Annotated in this window: 14 protein-coding genes and 3 tRNA genes; 6 read left to right on the top strand and 11 right to left on the bottom strand. The window is 29.8% G+C overall.

The genetic code is table 11. The annotated features are described in order from the left end of the window. Positions 1-175 precede the first annotated feature (175 nt). Both gyrA and KK2020170_RS10425 read left to right on the top strand, forming a co-directional pair. Positions 176-2,719 carry a DNA gyrase subunit A gene (gyrA, locus tag KK2020170_RS10430; RefSeq protein WP_221258274.1) on the top strand — a complete coding sequence of 848 codons (2,544 nt, stop codon included), beginning with the start codon at positions 176-178 and terminating at the stop codon, positions 2,717-2,719. 53 nt (positions 2,720-2,772) lie between these two features. Next, a complete protein-coding gene (locus tag KK2020170_RS10425) occupies positions 2,773-3,879 on the top strand; it encodes a hypothetical protein (protein WP_221258273.1) in 1,107 nt (368 codons plus the stop codon). Positions 3,880-3,936: 57 nt separating this feature from the next. On the opposite strand, the gene KK2020170_RS10420 is transcribed toward KK2020170_RS10425, so the two are convergent. Both KK2020170_RS10420 and KK2020170_RS10415 read right to left on the bottom strand, forming a co-directional pair. Further along, positions 3,937-4,698, bottom strand: coding sequence for a C40 family peptidase (locus KK2020170_RS10420; protein WP_221258272.1), 762 nt, complete (start codon positions 4,696-4,698; stop codon positions 3,937-3,939). A 94-nt stretch (positions 4,699-4,792) separates the two neighbouring features. After that, positions 4,793-5,971, bottom strand: coding sequence for an acetyl-CoA C-acyltransferase (locus tag KK2020170_RS10415; protein ID WP_221258271.1), 1,179 nt, complete (start codon positions 5,969-5,971; stop codon positions 4,793-4,795). 272 nt (positions 5,972-6,243) lie between these two features. On the opposite strand from KK2020170_RS10415, the gene KK2020170_RS10410 reads away from it, so the two are divergent. The 3 genes from KK2020170_RS10410 to KK2020170_RS10400 all read left to right on the top strand — a co-directional run bounded on the left by KK2020170_RS10410 (position 6,244) and on the right by KK2020170_RS10400 (position 6,636). Continuing rightward, a tRNA-Ser gene (locus tag KK2020170_RS10410) sits at positions 6,244-6,327 on the top strand. Between the two features lie 9 nt (positions 6,328-6,336). Next, positions 6,337-6,411 (top strand) — tRNA-Pro (locus KK2020170_RS10405). Between the two features lie 151 nt (positions 6,412-6,562). After that, a tRNA-Arg gene (locus tag KK2020170_RS10400) sits at positions 6,563-6,636 on the top strand. A 35-nt stretch (positions 6,637-6,671) separates the two neighbouring features. Here KK2020170_RS10400 and KK2020170_RS10395 read toward each other — a convergent pair. From KK2020170_RS10395 to tsaD, 9 genes are all read right to left on the bottom strand, one after another. After that, positions 6,672-7,685 (bottom strand): hypothetical protein, encoded by a 1,014-nt coding sequence (locus KK2020170_RS10395; RefSeq protein ID WP_221258270.1) that lies wholly within the window; start codon positions 7,683-7,685, stop codon positions 6,672-6,674. Positions 7,686-7,700: 15 nt separating this feature from the next. After that, positions 7,701-8,264 (bottom strand): hypothetical protein, encoded by a 564-nt coding sequence (locus tag KK2020170_RS10390; protein ID WP_221258269.1) that lies wholly within the window; start codon positions 8,262-8,264, stop codon positions 7,701-7,703. Positions 8,265-8,266: 2 nt separating this feature from the next. Beyond that, positions 8,267-9,445: a THUMP-like domain-containing protein gene (locus KK2020170_RS10385; RefSeq protein ID WP_221258268.1), complete on the bottom strand. Its 1,179-nt coding sequence runs from the start codon at positions 9,443-9,445 to the stop codon at positions 8,267-8,269. Then, positions 9,445-10,533 (bottom strand): AI-2E family transporter, encoded by a 1,089-nt coding sequence (locus KK2020170_RS10380; protein ID WP_221258267.1) that lies wholly within the window; start codon positions 10,531-10,533, stop codon positions 9,445-9,447. Before KK2020170_RS10380 ends, KK2020170_RS10385 begins: the two co-directional genes overlap by 1 nt. A 55-nt stretch (positions 10,534-10,588) precedes the next feature. Next, positions 10,589-11,545: a zinc metalloprotease gene (locus KK2020170_RS10375; protein WP_221258266.1), complete on the bottom strand. Its 957-nt coding sequence runs from the start codon at positions 11,543-11,545 to the stop codon at positions 10,589-10,591. A gap of 107 nt (positions 11,546-11,652) precedes the next feature. Further along, complete coding sequence (locus tag KK2020170_RS10370) at positions 11,653-12,159, bottom strand: TrmH family RNA methyltransferase (protein ID WP_221258265.1); 507 nt, start codon at positions 12,157-12,159, stop codon at positions 11,653-11,655. A 2-nt stretch (positions 12,160-12,161) separates the two neighbouring features. Continuing rightward, the gene (locus KK2020170_RS10365; RefSeq protein ID WP_221258264.1) at positions 12,162-12,800 is read right to left on the bottom strand and encodes a DUF4159 domain-containing protein; all 639 of its coding nucleotides are present in this window, start codon (positions 12,798-12,800) and stop codon (positions 12,162-12,164) included. After that, entirely contained in the window at positions 12,801-13,505 is a 705-nt protein-coding gene (locus KK2020170_RS10360; protein ID WP_221258263.1) for a 16S rRNA (uracil(1498)-N(3))-methyltransferase, read from the bottom strand. 29 nt (positions 13,506-13,534) lie between these two features. Continuing rightward, a complete protein-coding gene (tsaD, locus tag KK2020170_RS10355; RefSeq protein ID WP_221258262.1) occupies positions 13,535-14,557 on the bottom strand; it encodes a tRNA (adenosine(37)-N6)-threonylcarbamoyltransferase complex transferase subunit TsaD in 1,023 nt (340 codons plus the stop codon). Positions 14,558-14,734: 177 nt separating this feature from the next. Between tsaD and KK2020170_RS10350 the strand changes: the two genes are divergently transcribed. Further along, positions 14,735-19,162 carry a translocation/assembly module TamB domain-containing protein gene (locus KK2020170_RS10350; protein ID WP_221258261.1) on the top strand — a complete coding sequence of 1,476 codons (4,428 nt, stop codon included), beginning with the start codon at positions 14,735-14,737 and terminating at the stop codon, positions 19,160-19,162. The last annotated feature ends 120 nt before the right edge of the window (positions 19,163-19,282 follow it).

The following is a 19,282-nucleotide window of genomic DNA, read 5'->3' as shown; positions in this document are numbered from 1 at the left end:
AATTGACAAAATTTATTTCACATATAAAAATGAAAATGAAAAAACGTTGAAGATTTTTTCAAGATAAAATTGTTAATAAAAAAATCAAAAAACCATTAAAAACACTTAGTGAAAAGTGCAAAAAGCCGTATATTGGCACGTTTAACAAATGAAGATAAATTAAATATAAATACTTATGTCTGAAGGAGAAAAGTTAATTCCTATTAACATTGAAGATGAAATGAAATCAGCTTACATCGATTATTCGATGTCGGTTATTGTTTCGAGAGCGCTTCCTGATGTTAGAGATGGATTAAAACCCGTACATCGAAGAGTATTGTTTGGAATGCACGAATTAGGAATTCGCTCTAATAGTGCTTATAAAAAATCAGCGAGAATCGTTGGAGAAGTGTTAGGTAAGTATCACCCACACGGAGATTCATCAGTATATGATACTATGGTTCGTATGGCTCAAGAATGGAGTTTACGTTACTTAATGGTTGATGGACAAGGTAACTTTGGTTCGATTGATGGAGATAGTCCTGCAGCGATGCGTTATACGGAGGCTAGAATGAAGAAAATATCAGAAGAAATGCTTGCTGATATTGAGAAAGAAACTGTTGATTTTCAGTTAAACTTTGACGACTCATTAGAAGAGCCTAAAGTTTTGCCAACTCGTGTTCCTAACTTATTAATCAATGGTGCTTCTGGTATTGCTGTTGGTATGGCAACAAATATGCCTCCACATAACTTAACAGAAGTTATTGATGGAACTTTAGCATATATTGACAATAATGATATCGAAATAGATGAGTTAATAAATCATGTAAAAGCTCCAGATTTTCCAACTGGTGGTATTATCTATGGTTACGAAGGTGTAAGAGAAGCTTTTAAAACGGGTCGTGGTCGTATTGTAATGCGTGCTAAAGCTGGTTTTGAAGAATCAAATGGTCGTGAGGCTATTATTGTAACTGAAATTCCTTACCAAGTTAACAAAGCCGATATGATTAAGAAAACGGCTGATTTAGTTAACGATAAAAAAATTGAAGGGATTTCAACTATTCGAGATGAATCGGATAGAAATGGTATGCGTATCGTTTATGAATTAAAGCGAGATGCTGTTCCAAATGTGGTTTTAAATACTCTTTATAAATATACGCAGTTACAGTCTTCTTTCAGTGTTAATAACATCGCATTAGTAAACGGACGTCCGCAATTACTAAATTTAAAAGAGTTAATTCATTATTTCGTTGAACATCGTCATGATGTAGTAACAAGAAGAGCTCAATTTGATTTACGCAAAGCAGAAGAACGTGCTCATATTTTAGAAGGTTTAATTATTGCTTCAGATAATATTGATGAAGTTATTGCTTTAATTCGTTCATCTAAAGATGGAGAAGAGGCAAGAGGTAAATTGATGGAGCGCTTTAAATTGTCAGAAATTCAAGCAAGAGCAATTGTTGAGATGCGTTTACGCCAGTTAACAGGTCTTGAACAAGATAAACTACGAGCTGAATATGATGAGATAATGAAGTTAATTACGTATTTAAAAGAATTATTAGCAAACAAAGAAATGCGTATGCAAGTAATTAAAGACGAATTAGCTGAAATTAGAGATAAGTATGGAGACGGTCGTCGTTCTCAAATTGAATATGCAGGTGGCGATGTAAGTATTGAAGATTTAATTGCCGATGAATCTGTGGTTATCACTATCTCTCATGCAGGTTATATTAAACGTACTTCTTTATCAGAATACAAAACTCAAAATAGAGGAGGAGTTGGACAAAAAAGTGCGGCTACAAGAGATCAGGATTTCTTAGAGCATTTATTTGTGGCGACAAACCACCAATATTTAATGTTCTTTACGCAAAAAGGAAAATGTTTCTGGATGCGTGTATTTGAAATTCCAGAAGGAACAAAAGCAAGTAAAGGAAGAGCAATTCAAAATATCATCAATATTGAACCAGATGATAAAGTAAAAGCATTCATTTGTACACAGGACTTAAAAGATGAGGAATATGTAAATAATCATTTCGTGATTATGGCTACTAAGCAAGGTCAAGTTAAAAAGACTCCGCTTGAACAATATTCACGTCCGCGACAAAATGGTATTAATGCAATTACTATCAAAGAAGATGACGAATTATTAGAAGCAAAATTAACTACTGGAAACAGTCAAGTTTTATTAGCAGTTAAATCTGGTAAATTAGTTCGTTTCGAAGAAGAGAAAACACGTCCGATGGGAAGAACAGCTTCAGGAGTTCGTGGAATTACTTTAGCTGATGAAAAAGATGAAGTAATTGGAATGATTTCTATTGATAGAGATAAAGTTAACGAATCTCAAATTTTAGTAGTTACTGAAAATGGTTATGGTAAACGTACTTTATTAGTTGATGAAGATGGCGAAGATGTATACCGTATAACAAACCGTGGAGGTAAAGGTGTTAAAACTTTAAATATTACCGAAAAAACAGGTCAATTAATCGCAATTAATGCGGTAACAGATGATGATGATTTAATGATTATCAACAAATCTGGATTAACCATTAGAATGCGTGTTGATGATTTACGTGTAATGGGTAGAGCTACGCAAGGAGTACGTTTAATTAACATCAAAGGGACTGACTCAATTGCTGCTGTTACCAAAGTTTTACGTGAAGATGAATCTGAGGAAATATTAGAAGGAGAGGAAAACACTCCAGAGATTGATTCAACTGAAAATAACGAAACTCAAGAATAAATACTAAGCCCAAACTTTTTGGGCTTTTTTTAATTTTTAAAAAAGTAAACCTAATGAAAAAAATACTTTTAGTTTTAGCTTTAGCTATTTCAACTTTAACTTTTGCACAAAAAGATGAATTAAAAACGTTAAAAAAAATATATTCTAAGAATACAATTTCTGAAAAGGATTTAATTGAATATAAAGCGGCAAGTGATGCATTGTCTTCAATTGCTAAAGAAGAATCTGATGTAGTTTATGCTAAATTTTACAAAACAATGTACCCAACTGTTGTTTTAGCATCTAAAGGAGATAAGGCAACAATTCAAGATCAACTTCAAATGTACAATCCTGAATTTGTTATTGAATATGGAAATGTTATTCGTGAAACTAAAGATTTTGAAATTAAATCTGGTAAAAAAATATATTACGATGACTTAATTCAAGAAGAACAAATGTTTAAAGCATCGCTTCAGTCATTTGCAAATAATGCTTATAATGCCTCTAAATTTAAAGAAGCATCATCGTTATTTTATATGTTGTATCTTTTTGATAAAGAAAATGAAGGACAACAACTTGACAATGCATCGGTTTCTGCTGTACAGGCTCAAGATTATAAGTTAGCAGAAAAAATGTATGATGAATATAAGAATAGTGATTATTTGAATAAAGGAATAATTTATTATGCAAAGAACAAAGCTAATGATAATGAAGAAACTTTTCCTAATAGAGATGCTAGAGTAAAAGCAATTGCTATGGGAACTCATGAAAAGCCTAGAGACGAAAAAGTTTCATTAAAAAAACCTGAGGTATATAAAATGTTAGCTTTAGTTTCTTCTCATAATGGAAATATGAATAAGGCTAAAAAGAATATAGAAGAAGCTTTAGCGCTTAATCCTAATGATGCTGATTTAAAAAAGGAGGCTTTTAGAATTTATTTTAATGAAGGTTATGATATGTTAAAAGATGATCAAAAATTAGTAGATGAAATTAATGCAAACAGAGATAATAAAGCAAAATTTGATGAATTAATGGCGGAGAGAAAAGAAATTTTCAAAAAGGCATTACCTAATTTTGAAAAAGCTTATTCTATAAATTCAGCTGATGAAAATACTAAAGCTTTATTAAAAATGTCCTATGAGATGTTAGGAATGAATGATAAAGCATCAACTATAAAGTAGTTTTTTTGAAGTTATTAGATAACAAAAAATACCAGCTTTTAAGTTGGGATTTTTTGTTTAAACTATTTTTTTTATAACTCTAAGTTTATGAGTATGTCTATTTGTTTCAGCATTATAAATACCTAAATGGTCTAGCCTGTCAATTCTTACTTTTCCTGAAGCATGAATAATGTAATTATTATCTAACATTATTCCAACATGTATAATATTTCCATCTTCATTATCGAAAAAGGCTAAATCTCCAGGTTCACTTTCTTCTATAAAACTTAATACTTCTCCTTGTGTAGCTTGTTGTGAGGCGTCTCTTAAAAGGTTGTATCCATTTAGTTTGTAAACCATTTGAGTAAAACCAGAACAATCTATTCCAAAAGGTGTTTTTCCGCCCCATAAATAAGGAGCATTTAAATACATATAAGCTGTTTTAACTAAATCCGATTTTGGTTTAATACCGCAAGTTCGTATGCCTTCAAACGAAAAATTATTGATATTAATTGAATCATCATTTAAAAAAGAAAGTGAACTACCAATAGAAATAGGTAATAATTCATTTTTTGGACTTGAAATAAACTCAATTAAATCAGCACTTAAAACAATAGGGATTTCATTTAATGAATTAAATTGTTTTTCAGAAATTTCTTGGTATTGCTTGTTGTCAATCCATCCTTCGTAATTATCGAATGTAATTTTAATTTTAGACCACTTTTGTTGTTGTTCTAAAATTGTAAAATGTTCGCCAAAAAGAAGTTGCGTAACTTGTTCACTTCTATCAGAAGGTTCAAGTCTAACCGGAACTATAGCAAGATTGCAAATACCAAACATTAAATGAATTATGAATTAAAAATTAGAATTATGAATTATTAACTACAAACAGAAACGCTATCCATAATTAATAATTCACAACTCATAATTATTTTTAAGCTCTTTCGATAACAATTGCAGAAGCACCACCACCACCATTACAAATTGCAGCAGCTCCAACTTTACCATTGTTTTGATTTAAAACACTAATTAAAGTAACGATAATTCTGGCGCCTGAACATCCTAGAGGGTGACCTAAAGAAACTGCTCCTCCGTTTACGTTCACTTTATCTTCTGTTAATCCTAAGATCTTAGCATTAGCTAAACCTACAACAGAAAAAGCTTCATTAAATTCGAAATAATCTACATCGCTAATTGAAATACCTGCTTTATCTAAAGCTTTTGGTAATGCTTTTGCTGGTGCAGTTGTAAACCATTTAGGTTCTTGTGCAGCATCTGCAAAAGATTTTATGTAAGCTAAAGGCTTTAAACCTAAAGCATTTGCTTTTTCTTCACTCATTAGAACTAAAGCAGCCGCACCATCGTTAATCGTTGAAGCATTTGCAGCAGTTACTGTTCCATCTTTTGTAAAAACTGGACTTAAAGCTGGTATTTTATCTAATTTTACGTTTGTAAATTCTTCATCTTTATTAACGATGATTGTATCACCACGTCTTTGTGGAACTTCAACTGGAACAATTTCAGCATCGAATTTACCAGCATCCCAAGCCGCAGCAGAACGTGTATATGATTGAATAGCGTAACGATCTTGTTCTTCTCTTGAAATATTATGTTCAGTCGCACATAAGTCAGCACAAACCCCCATAGCATTATTGTCGTAAGCATCTGTTAAGCCGTCTTTTTGAAGACCGTCTACCATAGTTGCAGGACCAAATTTTACACCGTTTCTTAAATGAACATAATGAGGAATTAAACTCATGTTTTCCATACCACCAGCAACAATTACATCAGCATCACCATTTGCAATTGCTTGAGCACCTTGCATAACCGCTTTCATTCCACTAGCACAAACTTTATTTACAGTTGTACATGGTACAGTGTCTGGAAGACCGGCAAACATAGCTGCTTGACGCGCTGGTGCTTGTCCGTTACCTGCTTGAACAACATTCCCCATTAAAACTTCATCAACTTCTTTTGGGTCTAAATTAATTTTATTTAAAGCTCCTTTAATGGCAGTTGCTCCTAATTTAGTTGCTGGAACGCTAGATAAAGCTCCCATAAAACTTCCCATTGGGGTACGAACTGCAGAAACTATTACGACTTTTTTACTCATGATTGTGATATTTATTTTCGTTTTGCGAATTTACTATTTTAATTGGAAACTTTTTGATTTTAGTGTAAGAAATCCCTTTTCAAATGTTTTGAATTGTGTAATTGTAGTTTTTTTTTAAAAAAATAATAAGCTATGTTGTTGAAATTTAATATTTTCGGGAATTAGTGCTAAAATTTATTTGAAAAAATAAGCAAAAATGTTGTAAAAACGAATTGGATATCCTACATTTGCAACCGCAAAAAAGATAAGTTCTTTTATACATTAAGATTAAAGGAGAGGTGCCGGAGTGGTAACGGAGCAGATTGCTAATCTGTCGACGGGTAACTGTCGCCAGGGTTCGAGTCCCTGTCTCTCCGCTTTCTTTTCGGGGTGTAGCGTAGCCCGGTCATCGCGCCTGGTTTGGGACCAGGAGGTCGCAGGTTCGAATCCTGCCACCCCGACAAATAAAGTGTTGTGATTTTTTATCAGAAAGTTTACTTTCTAGTAAAAAATTAAAGCAACGTTTTAATTTGCATAGTTACCTTTTTAGGATATATAATCCTGAAAATTTTGTAACTTTATAAAAGACAAACAGGATTTTAAGCCTGTAATGGTTGCGTAGCTCAGCTGGATAGAGCAACTCACTTCTAATGAGTAGGTCCCAGGTTCGAATCCTGGCGCGATCACAAAAAGCCTAGCATTTGCTAGGCTTTTTTGTTTTTTATATTATTGAAAATCTTCCACCAAAAATATTAATTCCACGAATTTGTTTTCCTCTAATCCATAAGTTCTCACCTTTAAAATTTGGTAAAAAAGTTTCAATTTCAGATTTTGAATAGGAGTCTCCTAATTTTATTGAATTTATATTTTCTAATCCTTTTAAAGATTTGTCAATTGGACGACAATCAAAACCAGATAAAACTTTTAAATTATTATTTTTTCCTAAATCGCTATAAGATTTTATTTTTTTAAGTCCTTCAAGATTTAATGTTATTAAATTTTTAAAATTTGATATAAATTCAAAATTAGACAAGTTCACTAAATTCATTAACTCTAAATTTTCAATAGAACTATTGTTAGATATTAATGAATTTGCCGCATTTTCATCAAATTGTTTTAATTGGTGAATTGATAAAGTATTTAAGTTTTTAAGCTTTGAAATTCCACTTATATCTTTTATAGAGCCTAGTGAAATAAAAAGTTTAGATAAATTTATATTATTAGATAAAAAGCTCAAATCATTAGTTTTAATTTCACTAAGACTTAGAAGATTTATTTTTTTTAAATCTCCTATCGCTTCGATATCTTTAGATATAGAAGTGAAAAGTATTTCTAATTCTTTAAGGTTTTCAATAATTTTTAATGATACTGAAGATTTTACGTTTTTTGTAATTCCTAACCTTTTTAAATTCTTTAAATTTTTAATTTCATTTAAATTTTTAGTTTCCCATAAGTCAATATTTAACCCTTCAATTTCGCTCAAAAATTCCCATTTTATTTGATCTTCTGAATAATTACCATAGAATCTCAAATTAATATGAGGATTTTTTTTAATAAGTAATGAAACTTCTTTTAATAAAATATTATCTGGGGCAGAAGAAAATTGAATTTTTAAAATATTATCCTTATGAGTAATAACTTCAGACATTGAAGAAACTATTGATTTTCCTCCTGTTAAAAAAAGTATTTTGGAATCTTTAATATCGACAAGTATATTTCTATTTTTATTAAGCATATTTACCATATAAATTTACTCCACACACTTCAAGTAATCGATAAAATAATAACTTGGTGCATAATTCAATTTTGTTATTTCAGAAGCCAAATCAGACTTTATATTATAATCTTTTTTATCGCCTACATATTGTAAACGCATAACCGAAATAGGAGAGGACTTCAATTCTTCATAATTGGTTTTGGTAAAAACAAAGTATCCGTCTAAAATTCTAAAATTAGCTTTTTCTTTTTCATCATATCCAAAAACAGAACATGTATTATCAGAGATAGATTTTAGCGTTATAAATTTTCCATTATTTAATTGTAAAACGATTTTCGAATTTAAATCGAAACACTTAGCTGAAAGAAATAAACTGCTTTTTTCTATTAATTGCACGTGAAGTGTTGGAATTCCATTATTGTTAATTAGCGAAAATTGAATAAATTCTTTAGAATCACCAAAAACTCTTTCATACATTACTTTTTCGGGTAAAACTTTTAAATACGTAGAATCTGTTTTTTCTTCAATGTCATATTTACAATTGATTTGAGCTAATGAGAATAAAGGGAAAAGTAAAAGTATGTAGATGAATTTCATGATTAAATTTTTTCGCAAAGTAAAACTATTTTTTGATTATCTAAATTTGTAGTAAAGAAAGCAAAAACTGTTCCACCATCGGTAATTTTAAATTTCTTTTTAATGTCTTCTGGTTTTAACGGAAAATTTCGCGTAGCAACATTCATTTTCTGTTTTAAAAGGTATTTTTTTCCTACTTCTTTATCAAAAGGAAGACAATTGATTATTTTGAATTTTCTACCTTGAAAACCTTCTAAATTTTCAGAAGTATATAAATGGGAATGTTGGTGTAACTTGTTTATTTTGAATAAAGTACCAATACTTTCAAATTTACCTGATTTAAGAAGGGAAGCATTTGGTTCGTATAAATAATTTTGTGGCAATGAATATTTTGAATGCTTGTCGTCGCTAATTAAAATTTTTGATCGTTGAATAGTATCTTTTTCAATGTTTATAGTAACAATTGAAATTTCACTGGTAAAGTCTCTTTCAATTTCCCAAAGCAATTCTTTTACCTCGTTCTCTAAAGCTACAATATGAATGTTTTTGACAAATTTCAGTTCGCTTAAACCCGCTTGAATATCAAGTATTGGAGCAGTTTTTATGATTATTTTATTAGAAAAAGTAAAATAAAAATCTAAAAGTTCAGGAACATTTGGTTCGCAATCTTTGAGCATAAAAACCTTTCCTTTTGCATCGTTTCTTCGTGAAGGATCAATGTAAATACAATCGAACTTTTGATTTATTTCTTTTAGAATTTCCGAACTATTTCCTGCAAAACATTCAATATTAGAAACATTTAGTTGTTTGTAATTATGAGCAACTATTTGAGATAAATCTTCGTTTATTTCACAATGCATTACATTTTGAAAGTTTTTAGCAAAATAATAATCATCAATACCAAATCCGCCAGATAAATCAATTAACGAATTTCCGCTAACCAATGAAGCTTTGTATGCTGCTGTTTTTTCTGAGGAAGTCTGTTCAACAGAAACTTTAGAAGGATAAATTATATTTTCAGTAGTAAACCATGTTGGTAATTTAATTTTAGCCTTTTGTTTTGCGGCAATTTGTTCTATTAATAATGAATAAGGAATATCAGATAAAGGATTTTTTTTCAATGCTAATTCTAATATATTCGAATTTAAATTGGCATTGATAAAATCTTGAACTTCGTTTTTTAACAAAAGTAAATGGTCCATTATATTTCTTTTGTTAACGTTTTAACGATTTTATTGTTTGGTAAAAATTCTTTAGCTATTACTTTAATTGCTGTATAAGTTGGTACGGCTACAATCATTCCAACAACACCAAAAAGCGTTCCCGATGCTAAAATAACCAAGAAAATTTCTAATGGAGAAGATTTTGTACTTTTTGAAAACAAAATAGGTTGGGTAAAATTGTTGTCGATTAACTGAACAACTACCATTCCTATGAAAACGTAAATTGTTTTAGGAAGAATATCGGAAAAATTTTCAAGTCCAATTCCGCTTAATAAAATTAGCGTTAAGGCGACAATCATTCCTAAAAGCGGACCTAAATATGGAATTACATTTAAAATAGCGCAAAGTAGTGCTATTATAAAAGCATTTTCAACTCCGAAAATTAAAAACAGAATTAAGTACAAAATCATGATAATACTTAATTGCGCTAATAATGCTCCGAAATATCGTGATAAAAGATTTGAGATTTTTGAAATTGAATTTAGAATTCTATCCTTTTGATTCTTAGGTAAAACTGATTGGAAATTGTTGAATAAAATCTCTTTGTCTTTTAAAAAGAAAAAAGAAATAAATAAAACCGAAGCTAAACCCATTCCGAAATTACCAATTATATTTACAATAGAGCCGAAAATATTGGGAATGAAATTTAAATTTAAATGTGAAAATAAATTTGAATCGGATAGAATAGAGGATAAGTTATATCCATGACCAATCAAAAATCCATCTAACGACTCTACTAACTCATTATAATTTTGTTCCATTTTATCAACATCTAAAAGCGATAAATTTTCTCCTTGAGAAAGAATTAACGGAACAAAAAGCATTACAATTCCAGTAATTAATAATATAGAAAGAATTAAAGTTGTAACAACAGCAAGCGTGTTTTTAAACTTTAATTTAGTTTCTAAAAATCGAACAATTGGATTACCTAAAAGAGTAAAAAGAACTGAAACTATTAGGTAAACTATAATAGAAGACAGTTTGTAGATTAAGAAAAAAACTAAAGCAATTGCTGATAAAATTGCAATAGTTCTTAAAAGTCCGTTTGAAAGTTCTTTAGATGTCATACACAAAAATAAAAAACTCGCTTGAATAAGCGAGTTTTATTAAGAATAAACTTTATTAATTAAAGGAAGCTCTTGGTCCGCCTGGTGCAAAAACTGCAAGCATTCTATTTTTTTGACCTTCACTAAACATGTACATACAAGCATCGTCAGTATAATCCATATAATTCATTGTCATTTCAACTGGATTTCCAGAACAAGTTGAATAATGAGGATAAGAAGGGCAACCATAATTAGCTGTATTATGTGTAGGGGTATCAATAACAAAATCATTTCCACAATTTGTATCACCCCAAATATGTCTTAAATTCATCCAGTGGCCCACTTCATGAGTTGCTGTTCTACCTTTATTAAAAGGAGCTGTTGCAGTTCCAGTTGTTCCAAAATATCTAGAATCTATTACTACACCATCAGTAGAAGAACTTCCTCCTGGAAATTGCGCATAACCCAAGATTCCACCACCAATAGTACAAACCCAAATATTCAATTTTGTATTAGGTGAAGTTGGATTTATACCTCCACGCTTTGTTTTTTTCATAGCATCACGAGTACCCCAAGATGATTTGCTTGTTTGCTTTCTTTTAACAGCATCTAAAACAAATGTAACGCCTACATTAGCTTTAACTCCCGAAAATATAGCTGGAACTTGATTGAAATCATTATTTGCAGCATTAAAATCTTTGTTTAAAGCATCTATCTGAGATTGAATTTGAGATTGAGAAATATTTTCAGAAGAAGTTCTATACAAAACATTTACAACAACAGGAATTGTTATTGTACCCATATTTGCAGCTTTACCTTGAAGAATTGCATTTTCAGTAAAACTTTCAATGTCTGCGATTTTTTGTGCAAACCCAGGATCTTCTTTTAATTGCATTTCTAAAACATCATGAGAAGCGCAATGCCTTTCTTTGGCTAATGTATTAGCTTGAGAATTTTCAGGATTTGTGTTTTCTTCTTTTGAACATGAAAACACCAAGGTCAAGATAGAGACCGCTAACAAAATTTTTTTCATAATTAAAATAATTAATTGGTTATAAAATTTTGGTTAACAGCAGTACACAATTCTAATAATAAATTTGTTACAAAACAAACTTTTTTAACAAATTTGTTAAAAAAATATTATTTATTCAGGATTTTAGTTAATTCATATAAAGAAATTCCAAGCGATTGTACTACATTCATGCTACTGTTTTTTCCAAACATTTGAATGTGTACCGATTGATTGCAAACTGAAAGTAATTCTTTTGAAACACCATAAATTTCACTTCCAATAATTAAAATAATAGGTTTTGAATTGAGTTGAACATTCTCAATCGGTTTGCTTTTAGAAGTTATTTCAAGTGCAATTATCTCAGCATTAGAGTTTTGCAAATAAGATAGAAGTTCTTCTTTGTTTAAATAGATTTCGTACGGAACAATTTTATGTGTATTTCTAGATGTTTTATTGACTTTTCTTTCTGAAAGTATAAAATTTTTACCTGTAAAAATGATTTTTTCTACACCAAAAGCTTCACATACTCTAAAAATACTTCCAATGTTTTGTTGAAAATAGACTTCATCACAAATAACTGTTATTGGAAATTTGCGAGCCTGAAATTCTGTAGTGAAGTGATCTAATTGTTCCAAAATTAATTGTTGAAAACGTAATTTAAAATATTAGCTCCCATTTGTAAAGCTTTTAAACGAACATCCGCTGGATCCTTATGAACTTCTTTGTCTTCCCAGCCATCGCCTAAATCACATTCAAAAGTATAGAGTATAACCAATCGATTTTCAATAAAGATTCCAAAAGCTTGAGGTCTACTTTTGTCATGTTCGTGAATTTTTGGCAAACCATCCGGAAAATTATAGGGTTTTTGAAAAATTTGATGATTTTGCGGAATTTCAACTAAATCTTGGTTTGGAAAGAGTTTTTTTATTTCTTTTCTAATGTATTCATCCATACCATAATTATCGTCAATATGTAAAAAACCACCAGAAAGTAAGTAATTTCTAAGGTTAATTACTTCATTTGGGCTAAAAACAACATTTCCATGTCCTGTCATGTGTACAAAAGGGTAGGAAGTAAGTTCATTGCTCTCTGCAGAAACTGTTGCAGGTTTTGAATTAATATTTGTATTAATATTTTGATTGCAAAACTGAATTAAATTAGGCAAAGATGTAGGATTTGCATACCAATCGCCACCACCAGAGTATTTTAATAGCGCTATTTCTTGGGAAAATCCAAAGAAAGAAGAAATCAGAAATAAAATATATATTCTTCTCATTTATTCATTAATTAAAGCAACTGTATGACAAGCTACTAAAGCTGCAGTTTCTGTACGAAGACGTGTATTTCCTAATAAAACCGCTTTGTAATTATTTGCTAAAGCTAATTCAATTTCATTTTCAGAAAAATCACCTTCGGGACCAATCAAAATTACGTAATTTCCACCTGGTTTCACACTTTCTTTCAATTCTTTGCGTTCAGTTTCAACACAATGCGCAATAAATTTATTCTCGCAATTTGTATTTGCAATAAATTCTTTAAATGAAACGGGTTCATTTATTTTAGGCAAATAAAACTGATTGGATTGTTTCATCGCTGATTGAATTATCTTCTCAGCTCTATCAATTTTATACACTTTTCGTTCAGAATGTTCACATATAATAGGTGTGATTTCTTGAATACCAATTTCAGTTGCTTTTTCTAAAAACCATTCGAATCGGTCGTTCATTTTTGTTGGAGCAACCGCAATATGAAGGTTGTATTTTGGTTTTTCAAATTTTTGAATTTCTAAGATTTTAACTTCACATTTTTTGTCAGAAGCTAAACTTATTTCTGAAATAAATAAAAAACCTAATCCATTTGTTATAAATATTTTATCACTTTCTTTTTTACGTAAAACTTTAACTATATGCTTGCTTTCTTCTTTGTCGAAAACGAAAGAAGAATCGGTGTTTTTTATTTCAGAATTATAGAATAATTGCATGTGAAAATTACGAATTTATAATTACGAATTTAGAATTTAATTCGTGCTTTTGAAACAACATTGTTTGTGCTGAAATTATTTTCTAAAAAATTATAATAACCAACGATTCCTATCATTGCTGCGTTGTCTGTTGTATATTCAAATTTTGGAATATAGGTTTTCCAACCATATTTTGATTCAGCTTCTTTTAATGTTTTACGAATTCCTGAGTTTGCAGAAACTCCACCACCAATTGCTATTTGATTAATTCCAGTTTCCTTTACGGCTAACTTTAATTTATCCATTAAAATTTGAATAATGGTATGCTGAATAGAAGCACAAATATCCGCCTTATTTTCCTCAATAAAATTAGAGTTTTCTTTTACATTCTTCTGAATAAAATATAAAATCTGCGTTTTTAATCCACTGAAACTGAAGTTTAAACCATCTACTTTGGGTTTTGTAAACTGAAAAGCTTTCGGATTTCCTTCTTGTGCGTATTTATCAATTAATGGTCCGCCAGGATAGGGAAGACCTAATATTTTAGCCGATTTATCAAACGCTTCACCAACAGCATCATCTGTAGTTTCTCCAATAATTTCTAAATCGAAAAAACTATTGACTTTAACAATTTGTGTATGTCCGCCACTTATAGTTAAAGCCAAGAAAGGAAAAGTAGGTTTGTCAAAACCTTCTTCATCAATAAAATGTGCTAAAATATGAGCTTTCATGTGATTTACAGCTACAAGTGGAATATCTAAGGCCATACTCAATGACTTAGCAAAAGAACCGCCTACCAATAACGACCCCATTAATCCTGGACCTTGCGTAAAAGCAATACAGTTAAGATCTTCTTTTGAAATTCCAGCTTTTTTAATGGCAACGTCTACAACAGGAACAATATTTTGTTGATGAGCACGAGAAGCTAATTCGGGTACAACACCACCATATTCTTCATGTATAGCTTGTCTTGCTACAATATTTGATAATACTTTATCGTTGCATAAAATGGCTGCTGAAGTATCATCACACGAACTTTCAATTGCTAAAGTGTAAATTTTATTCTCTTTCATAAAAAAAAGGCACGAAAATTGCGTGCTAACAGTTGTAATAATCTTACAAAAATCCTTATTTTTGTTAATTGTGATTACAAATAATCAAGAGCAAATTTACGAAATATTAGCACTATCAAAAAAATAAAGAAAATATTTATCAGAACAGTGATTATTCTATTGCTGTTTTTACTTTTTATGGCTATCATATTATCGTTACCATTTGTTCAAACTAAACTTGGTAGAATAGCTACAGATAATTTAAATGAAGAGTTTGGTACGGATCTGACTATTGATAAGATTGCAATATCTCCATTTGGTACAGTAAAATTAGGTGATGTTTTAATTAGGGATCATCATAAAGACACGCTTTTTTACATTCAGAAATTGAACACTTCAATTCTAAATCTTAAAGCACTGTATAAAGACGGTCATCCTTATTTAGGCGATGTTACTATTCACGGTTTAGATGCAAAATTGCAAGAATATAAGGGAGAAGGTGAAACTAATCTAGATAAATTTGTAGCTGCTTTTGATGATGGAAGTCCTTCATCTGGGAAGTTTAGAATGAAGGTAACTACCTTTGATGTATTTGATAGTAGGTTTAGATATATTGATGAAAATCTAAACAATCCAAAATTATTAGATTTTACAAATCTTAACGGGAAACTTAACGATTTTTTTATAAAAGGACCCGATGTAAATACTTACATCGAAAGACTTAGTTTTCATGATCACCGAGGTTTAGATGTTCAAAAACTTACTTCAAATTTTACGTATACTAAGAAAAATATTTTACTTGAAAATCTTGATGCTGTTTCTAAAGAATCTCATGTAAAAGGTAGAGTAGAGCTTTTATATAAGCGCGAAGATTTTTCAGATTTCAATAACAAAGTTAATTGGGATGCTCAATTAGAAAATATTTCAATTTCTTCTAATGATTTAAATTACTTCTATGATGAATTTGGTAAAGACAATGTATTTTATCTAAATACTAATTTAAAAGGTACTTTAAATAATTTCACTACACACAATCTTAAACTTTTGGATAAAAACCAATCAGAGATAATTGGAAACATTACTTTTAAAAATTTATTTAAAAAAGACGAATCTTTTTATATAACTGGAAATTTTGATAGAGTAACTTCAACCTATAATGATTTGGGAAGTATTTTACCAAGAATTTTAGGCGAAAACCTTCCTACTTCACTTGAAAAATTAGGTACAGTTAATTTGAGTGGTGATGTTGAGTTAACAGATGAATATATTAACTCAGATATTTTTGTTGTTTCTAATTTAGGAATTGTTGATGCTGATTTATCTATTCAAGATTTAGGAAATATTGACAATGCAACGTATCAAGGAGAATTAGATTTAAAAGATTTCAATGTAGGAGTTCTATTAAATGACAATAACTTTGGTAAGGTTACTGCTCAAGTAGATGTTGATGGTCAAGGGTTTACACAAAAATTTTTAAACACTGCAGTTAAAGGAAAAGTTCAAAAAATATTTTTTAATAATTATAATTATACCAATATAGAGATCGACGGAACTATGAAAATGCCTTATTTTAAAGGTTATTTAAATAGTAACGATCCGAATCTTCGCATGGACTTTAAAGGTCTTTTAGATTTAAGTTCAAAGATTAAAACCTACGACTTTAATTCGTATATTGATTATGCAGATTTAGCGGTATTAAACTTCAATAAAAATGATTCTATTTCTATTTTTAAGGGAAATATAAGCATGAATGCTAAAGGAAATTCTTTTGATGATTTAGAAGGCGTTTTAAATTTGAAAAATGTTTCCTATCAGAATAATAAAAAACAGTATTTCTTTACTGATTTCAATATAAACTCTTCTTTCGACGAAAATATGGTTAGAACTATTTTCGTTAATTCACCTGATATTGTAACTGGAACAGTGGTTGGTAAGTATAAAATTAATCAGCTTTCAGATATAGTTGAAAATGCGGTTGGAAGTTTATATGCTAATTATACACCTAATGAATTAGAGAATGGACAGTTTTTAGATTTTAATTTTACCATACATAATAAGATTATAGAAATTTTTGTTCCAAATGTATCTATTGCCGAAAACACTAAAATCAAAGGTAAGATTAATGCTGATTTAGGTAAGTTTGAATTGGATTTTTCATCGCCAAATATTCTTGCTTTTAATGGAAAATTTGACAATGTTAAAATAGATATCGATAATAAAAACCCTTTATACAACACTTATGTTGTTATGGATAGTTTACGATTTAATCGATATAAAATTTCAGATTTTAATTTAATTAATTTAACTCTAAATGACACATTATTTGTGAGAACGGAGTTTAATGGTGGAAGTAAAAATCAAGATCAATATTCATTAAACTTATATCATACTATAGATAGTACTAAAAAGTCTATCGTAGGGTTTAAAAAATCTGAAGTTAAACTTAGAGATTATTTATGGTTTATTAATGAAAAAGAATCTAAGGATAATAAAATAGTATTTACAAAGGATTTAAAAGAATTTAATTTTGAAAAGATAAGTTTATCTCATAAAGATCAAAAAATGAGTTTCTTTGGTGCTTTAAAAGATTCAACTTATAAAGATTTAAATCTAAGTTTTCACGATGTAGATTTAGAAAAAATAATTCCAGCCGTTGATAGTCTACACTTTAATGGTAAGTTAAATGGATTTGCTTCTTTAAAGCAAAATAAAGAAATATACAAACCGCAATCTAATCTTACTATCGACAGTTTAAAAATAAACAAATACCCGATTGGTAATTTTGCTTTAAATATTGAAGGAAATGATGCCTTTAGTAAATTTAAAGTCAATTCATCAATTGAACAAGATGGAAATGAATCCTTTTATTTGAATGGAGATGTTGGTTTTATAAATAATCAAACCAACTTGGATTTAATTGCTGGTTTAGATGAATTTCAATTAGCACCATTTGGGCCTTTACTTACTGATATAGTTTCAAATGTAAGAGGAGAAGCTACTGGAAGAGCTACCATAAAAGGAAGCATTACGAGCCCTGAAATTGATGGTAGACTTTATCTTGATAAATCGGGTTTAACAATACCTTATTTAAACACAGATTACGATTTTGAAAAAGATGCTATAGTTGATGTTACTGAACACCAATTTTTATTTAGAAATATTAAAGTAACAGATAGTAAATATAATACATCTGGTATTTTGAACGGAAATGTTCGACATGAAGCTTTTGATAATTGGGAAATAGATTTAGAGGTAAAATCTAATAACATTTTAGCCTTAGATACAAAGGATGATGATGACGTTTACTATTATGGAACAGCTTTTTTAAATGGTAACGCTTCTATTAAAGGACCAACAAATGCCTTGGTAGTAAAAGTAGCTGGTGAATCTGAAAAAGGAACTTCAATAAAAATACCTGTAAGTGATGCTGAAGAAATAGGCGATAATTCTTTTATAAATTTTATTTCTTACCAAGAAAAGTATAATAAAGATAGAGGTATAGTCACTCTTGACAACAAATACAAAGGAATTGAATTAGATTTTGATTTTGATATAGATACAGATGCAGAAATTGAAGTAATCTTAGATAGAAACTCTGGTCACGCCATGAAAGGTCGTGGGTATGGTTCTATGAAAATGGAAATAAACACTTTAGGAAAGTTTTTAATGTATGGTGACTTTATCGTTGAAGAAGGAGATTACAGATTCAAATATGGAGGATTAATTGATAAAAAGTTTATCGTTAAAAGAGGTGGTACAATTCGTTGGGAAGGAGAACCAATGAATGCTATTTTGAATTTAGAAGCGGTTTACAATACTCAAGCTAATCCAGGAGTTTTACTTGAGAGTGCTTCCTTTAACCGAAAAGTAGATACTAATGTGTCAATTTTGATTAATGGTAACTTAAGTAATCCTGAACCCGATTTCAATATTGATTTTCCGAATGTAAGTTCTGTAATGAAAAGTGAAATTGATTATCAATTACAAAATAAAGACAAACGTCAAACTCAAGCTTTAGCTTTATTATCAACTGGTTCCTTTATGACACCTGAAAATGCGGGTAATGCAGCTTATGGACCTCTATTTGAAAGAGCAAGTTCTTTATTTAGTGATATTTTCTCAGATGAAGATAGTAAACTTCAACTAGGTGTAGATTACAGTCAAGGCGATAGATTAAATCAAATTTCAGATAGAGTAGGTGTCACTTTGGCAACACAAATCAATGATAAAATATCAATCAATGGTAAAGTAGGAGTTCCTGTAGGAGGTGTTACCGAATCTGTTTTGGTTGGTAATGTTGAGATTCAAATGCAGTTGAATGATGAAGGTACTTTAAAAGCCCATGTCTTTAATAGAGAAAATGATATTAATTACATAGGTAATGGTATTGGATATACACAAGGTTTAGGAATTACCTATACAGTTGATTTTGATACTTTTAAAGAATTGATTCAAAACGTATTTGCAAAACAAAAGAAAAAGAAAGAAGAAAACGATAATCAATCGGATCAAACTCCAGATTCTGAATTTTCTCCAGATTATATAAATTTTATTAACGAACGTAAGGTTAAAAAGTCTTCTGATGCTAAAGAAGAAGAAGTGCAAAAAGTACCAGAAATAGAGTAGAATTATTTTTTTTGCAAAAAAGTTATCAACGAAAACGTTTGAATCGAATAAAATTTAATTTATCCCTACAAAAACTTATAATTTATTAAAATTCCTTTATTAAATTTACATATAAATAAT

This window comes from Flavobacterium okayamense (genome assembly GCF_019702945.1).
GTDB classification, from domain to species: Bacteria; Bacteroidota; Bacteroidia; order Flavobacteriales; family Flavobacteriaceae; genus Flavobacterium; species Flavobacterium okayamense.
This window is presented reverse-complemented; position numbering and strand designations above follow the sequence as displayed.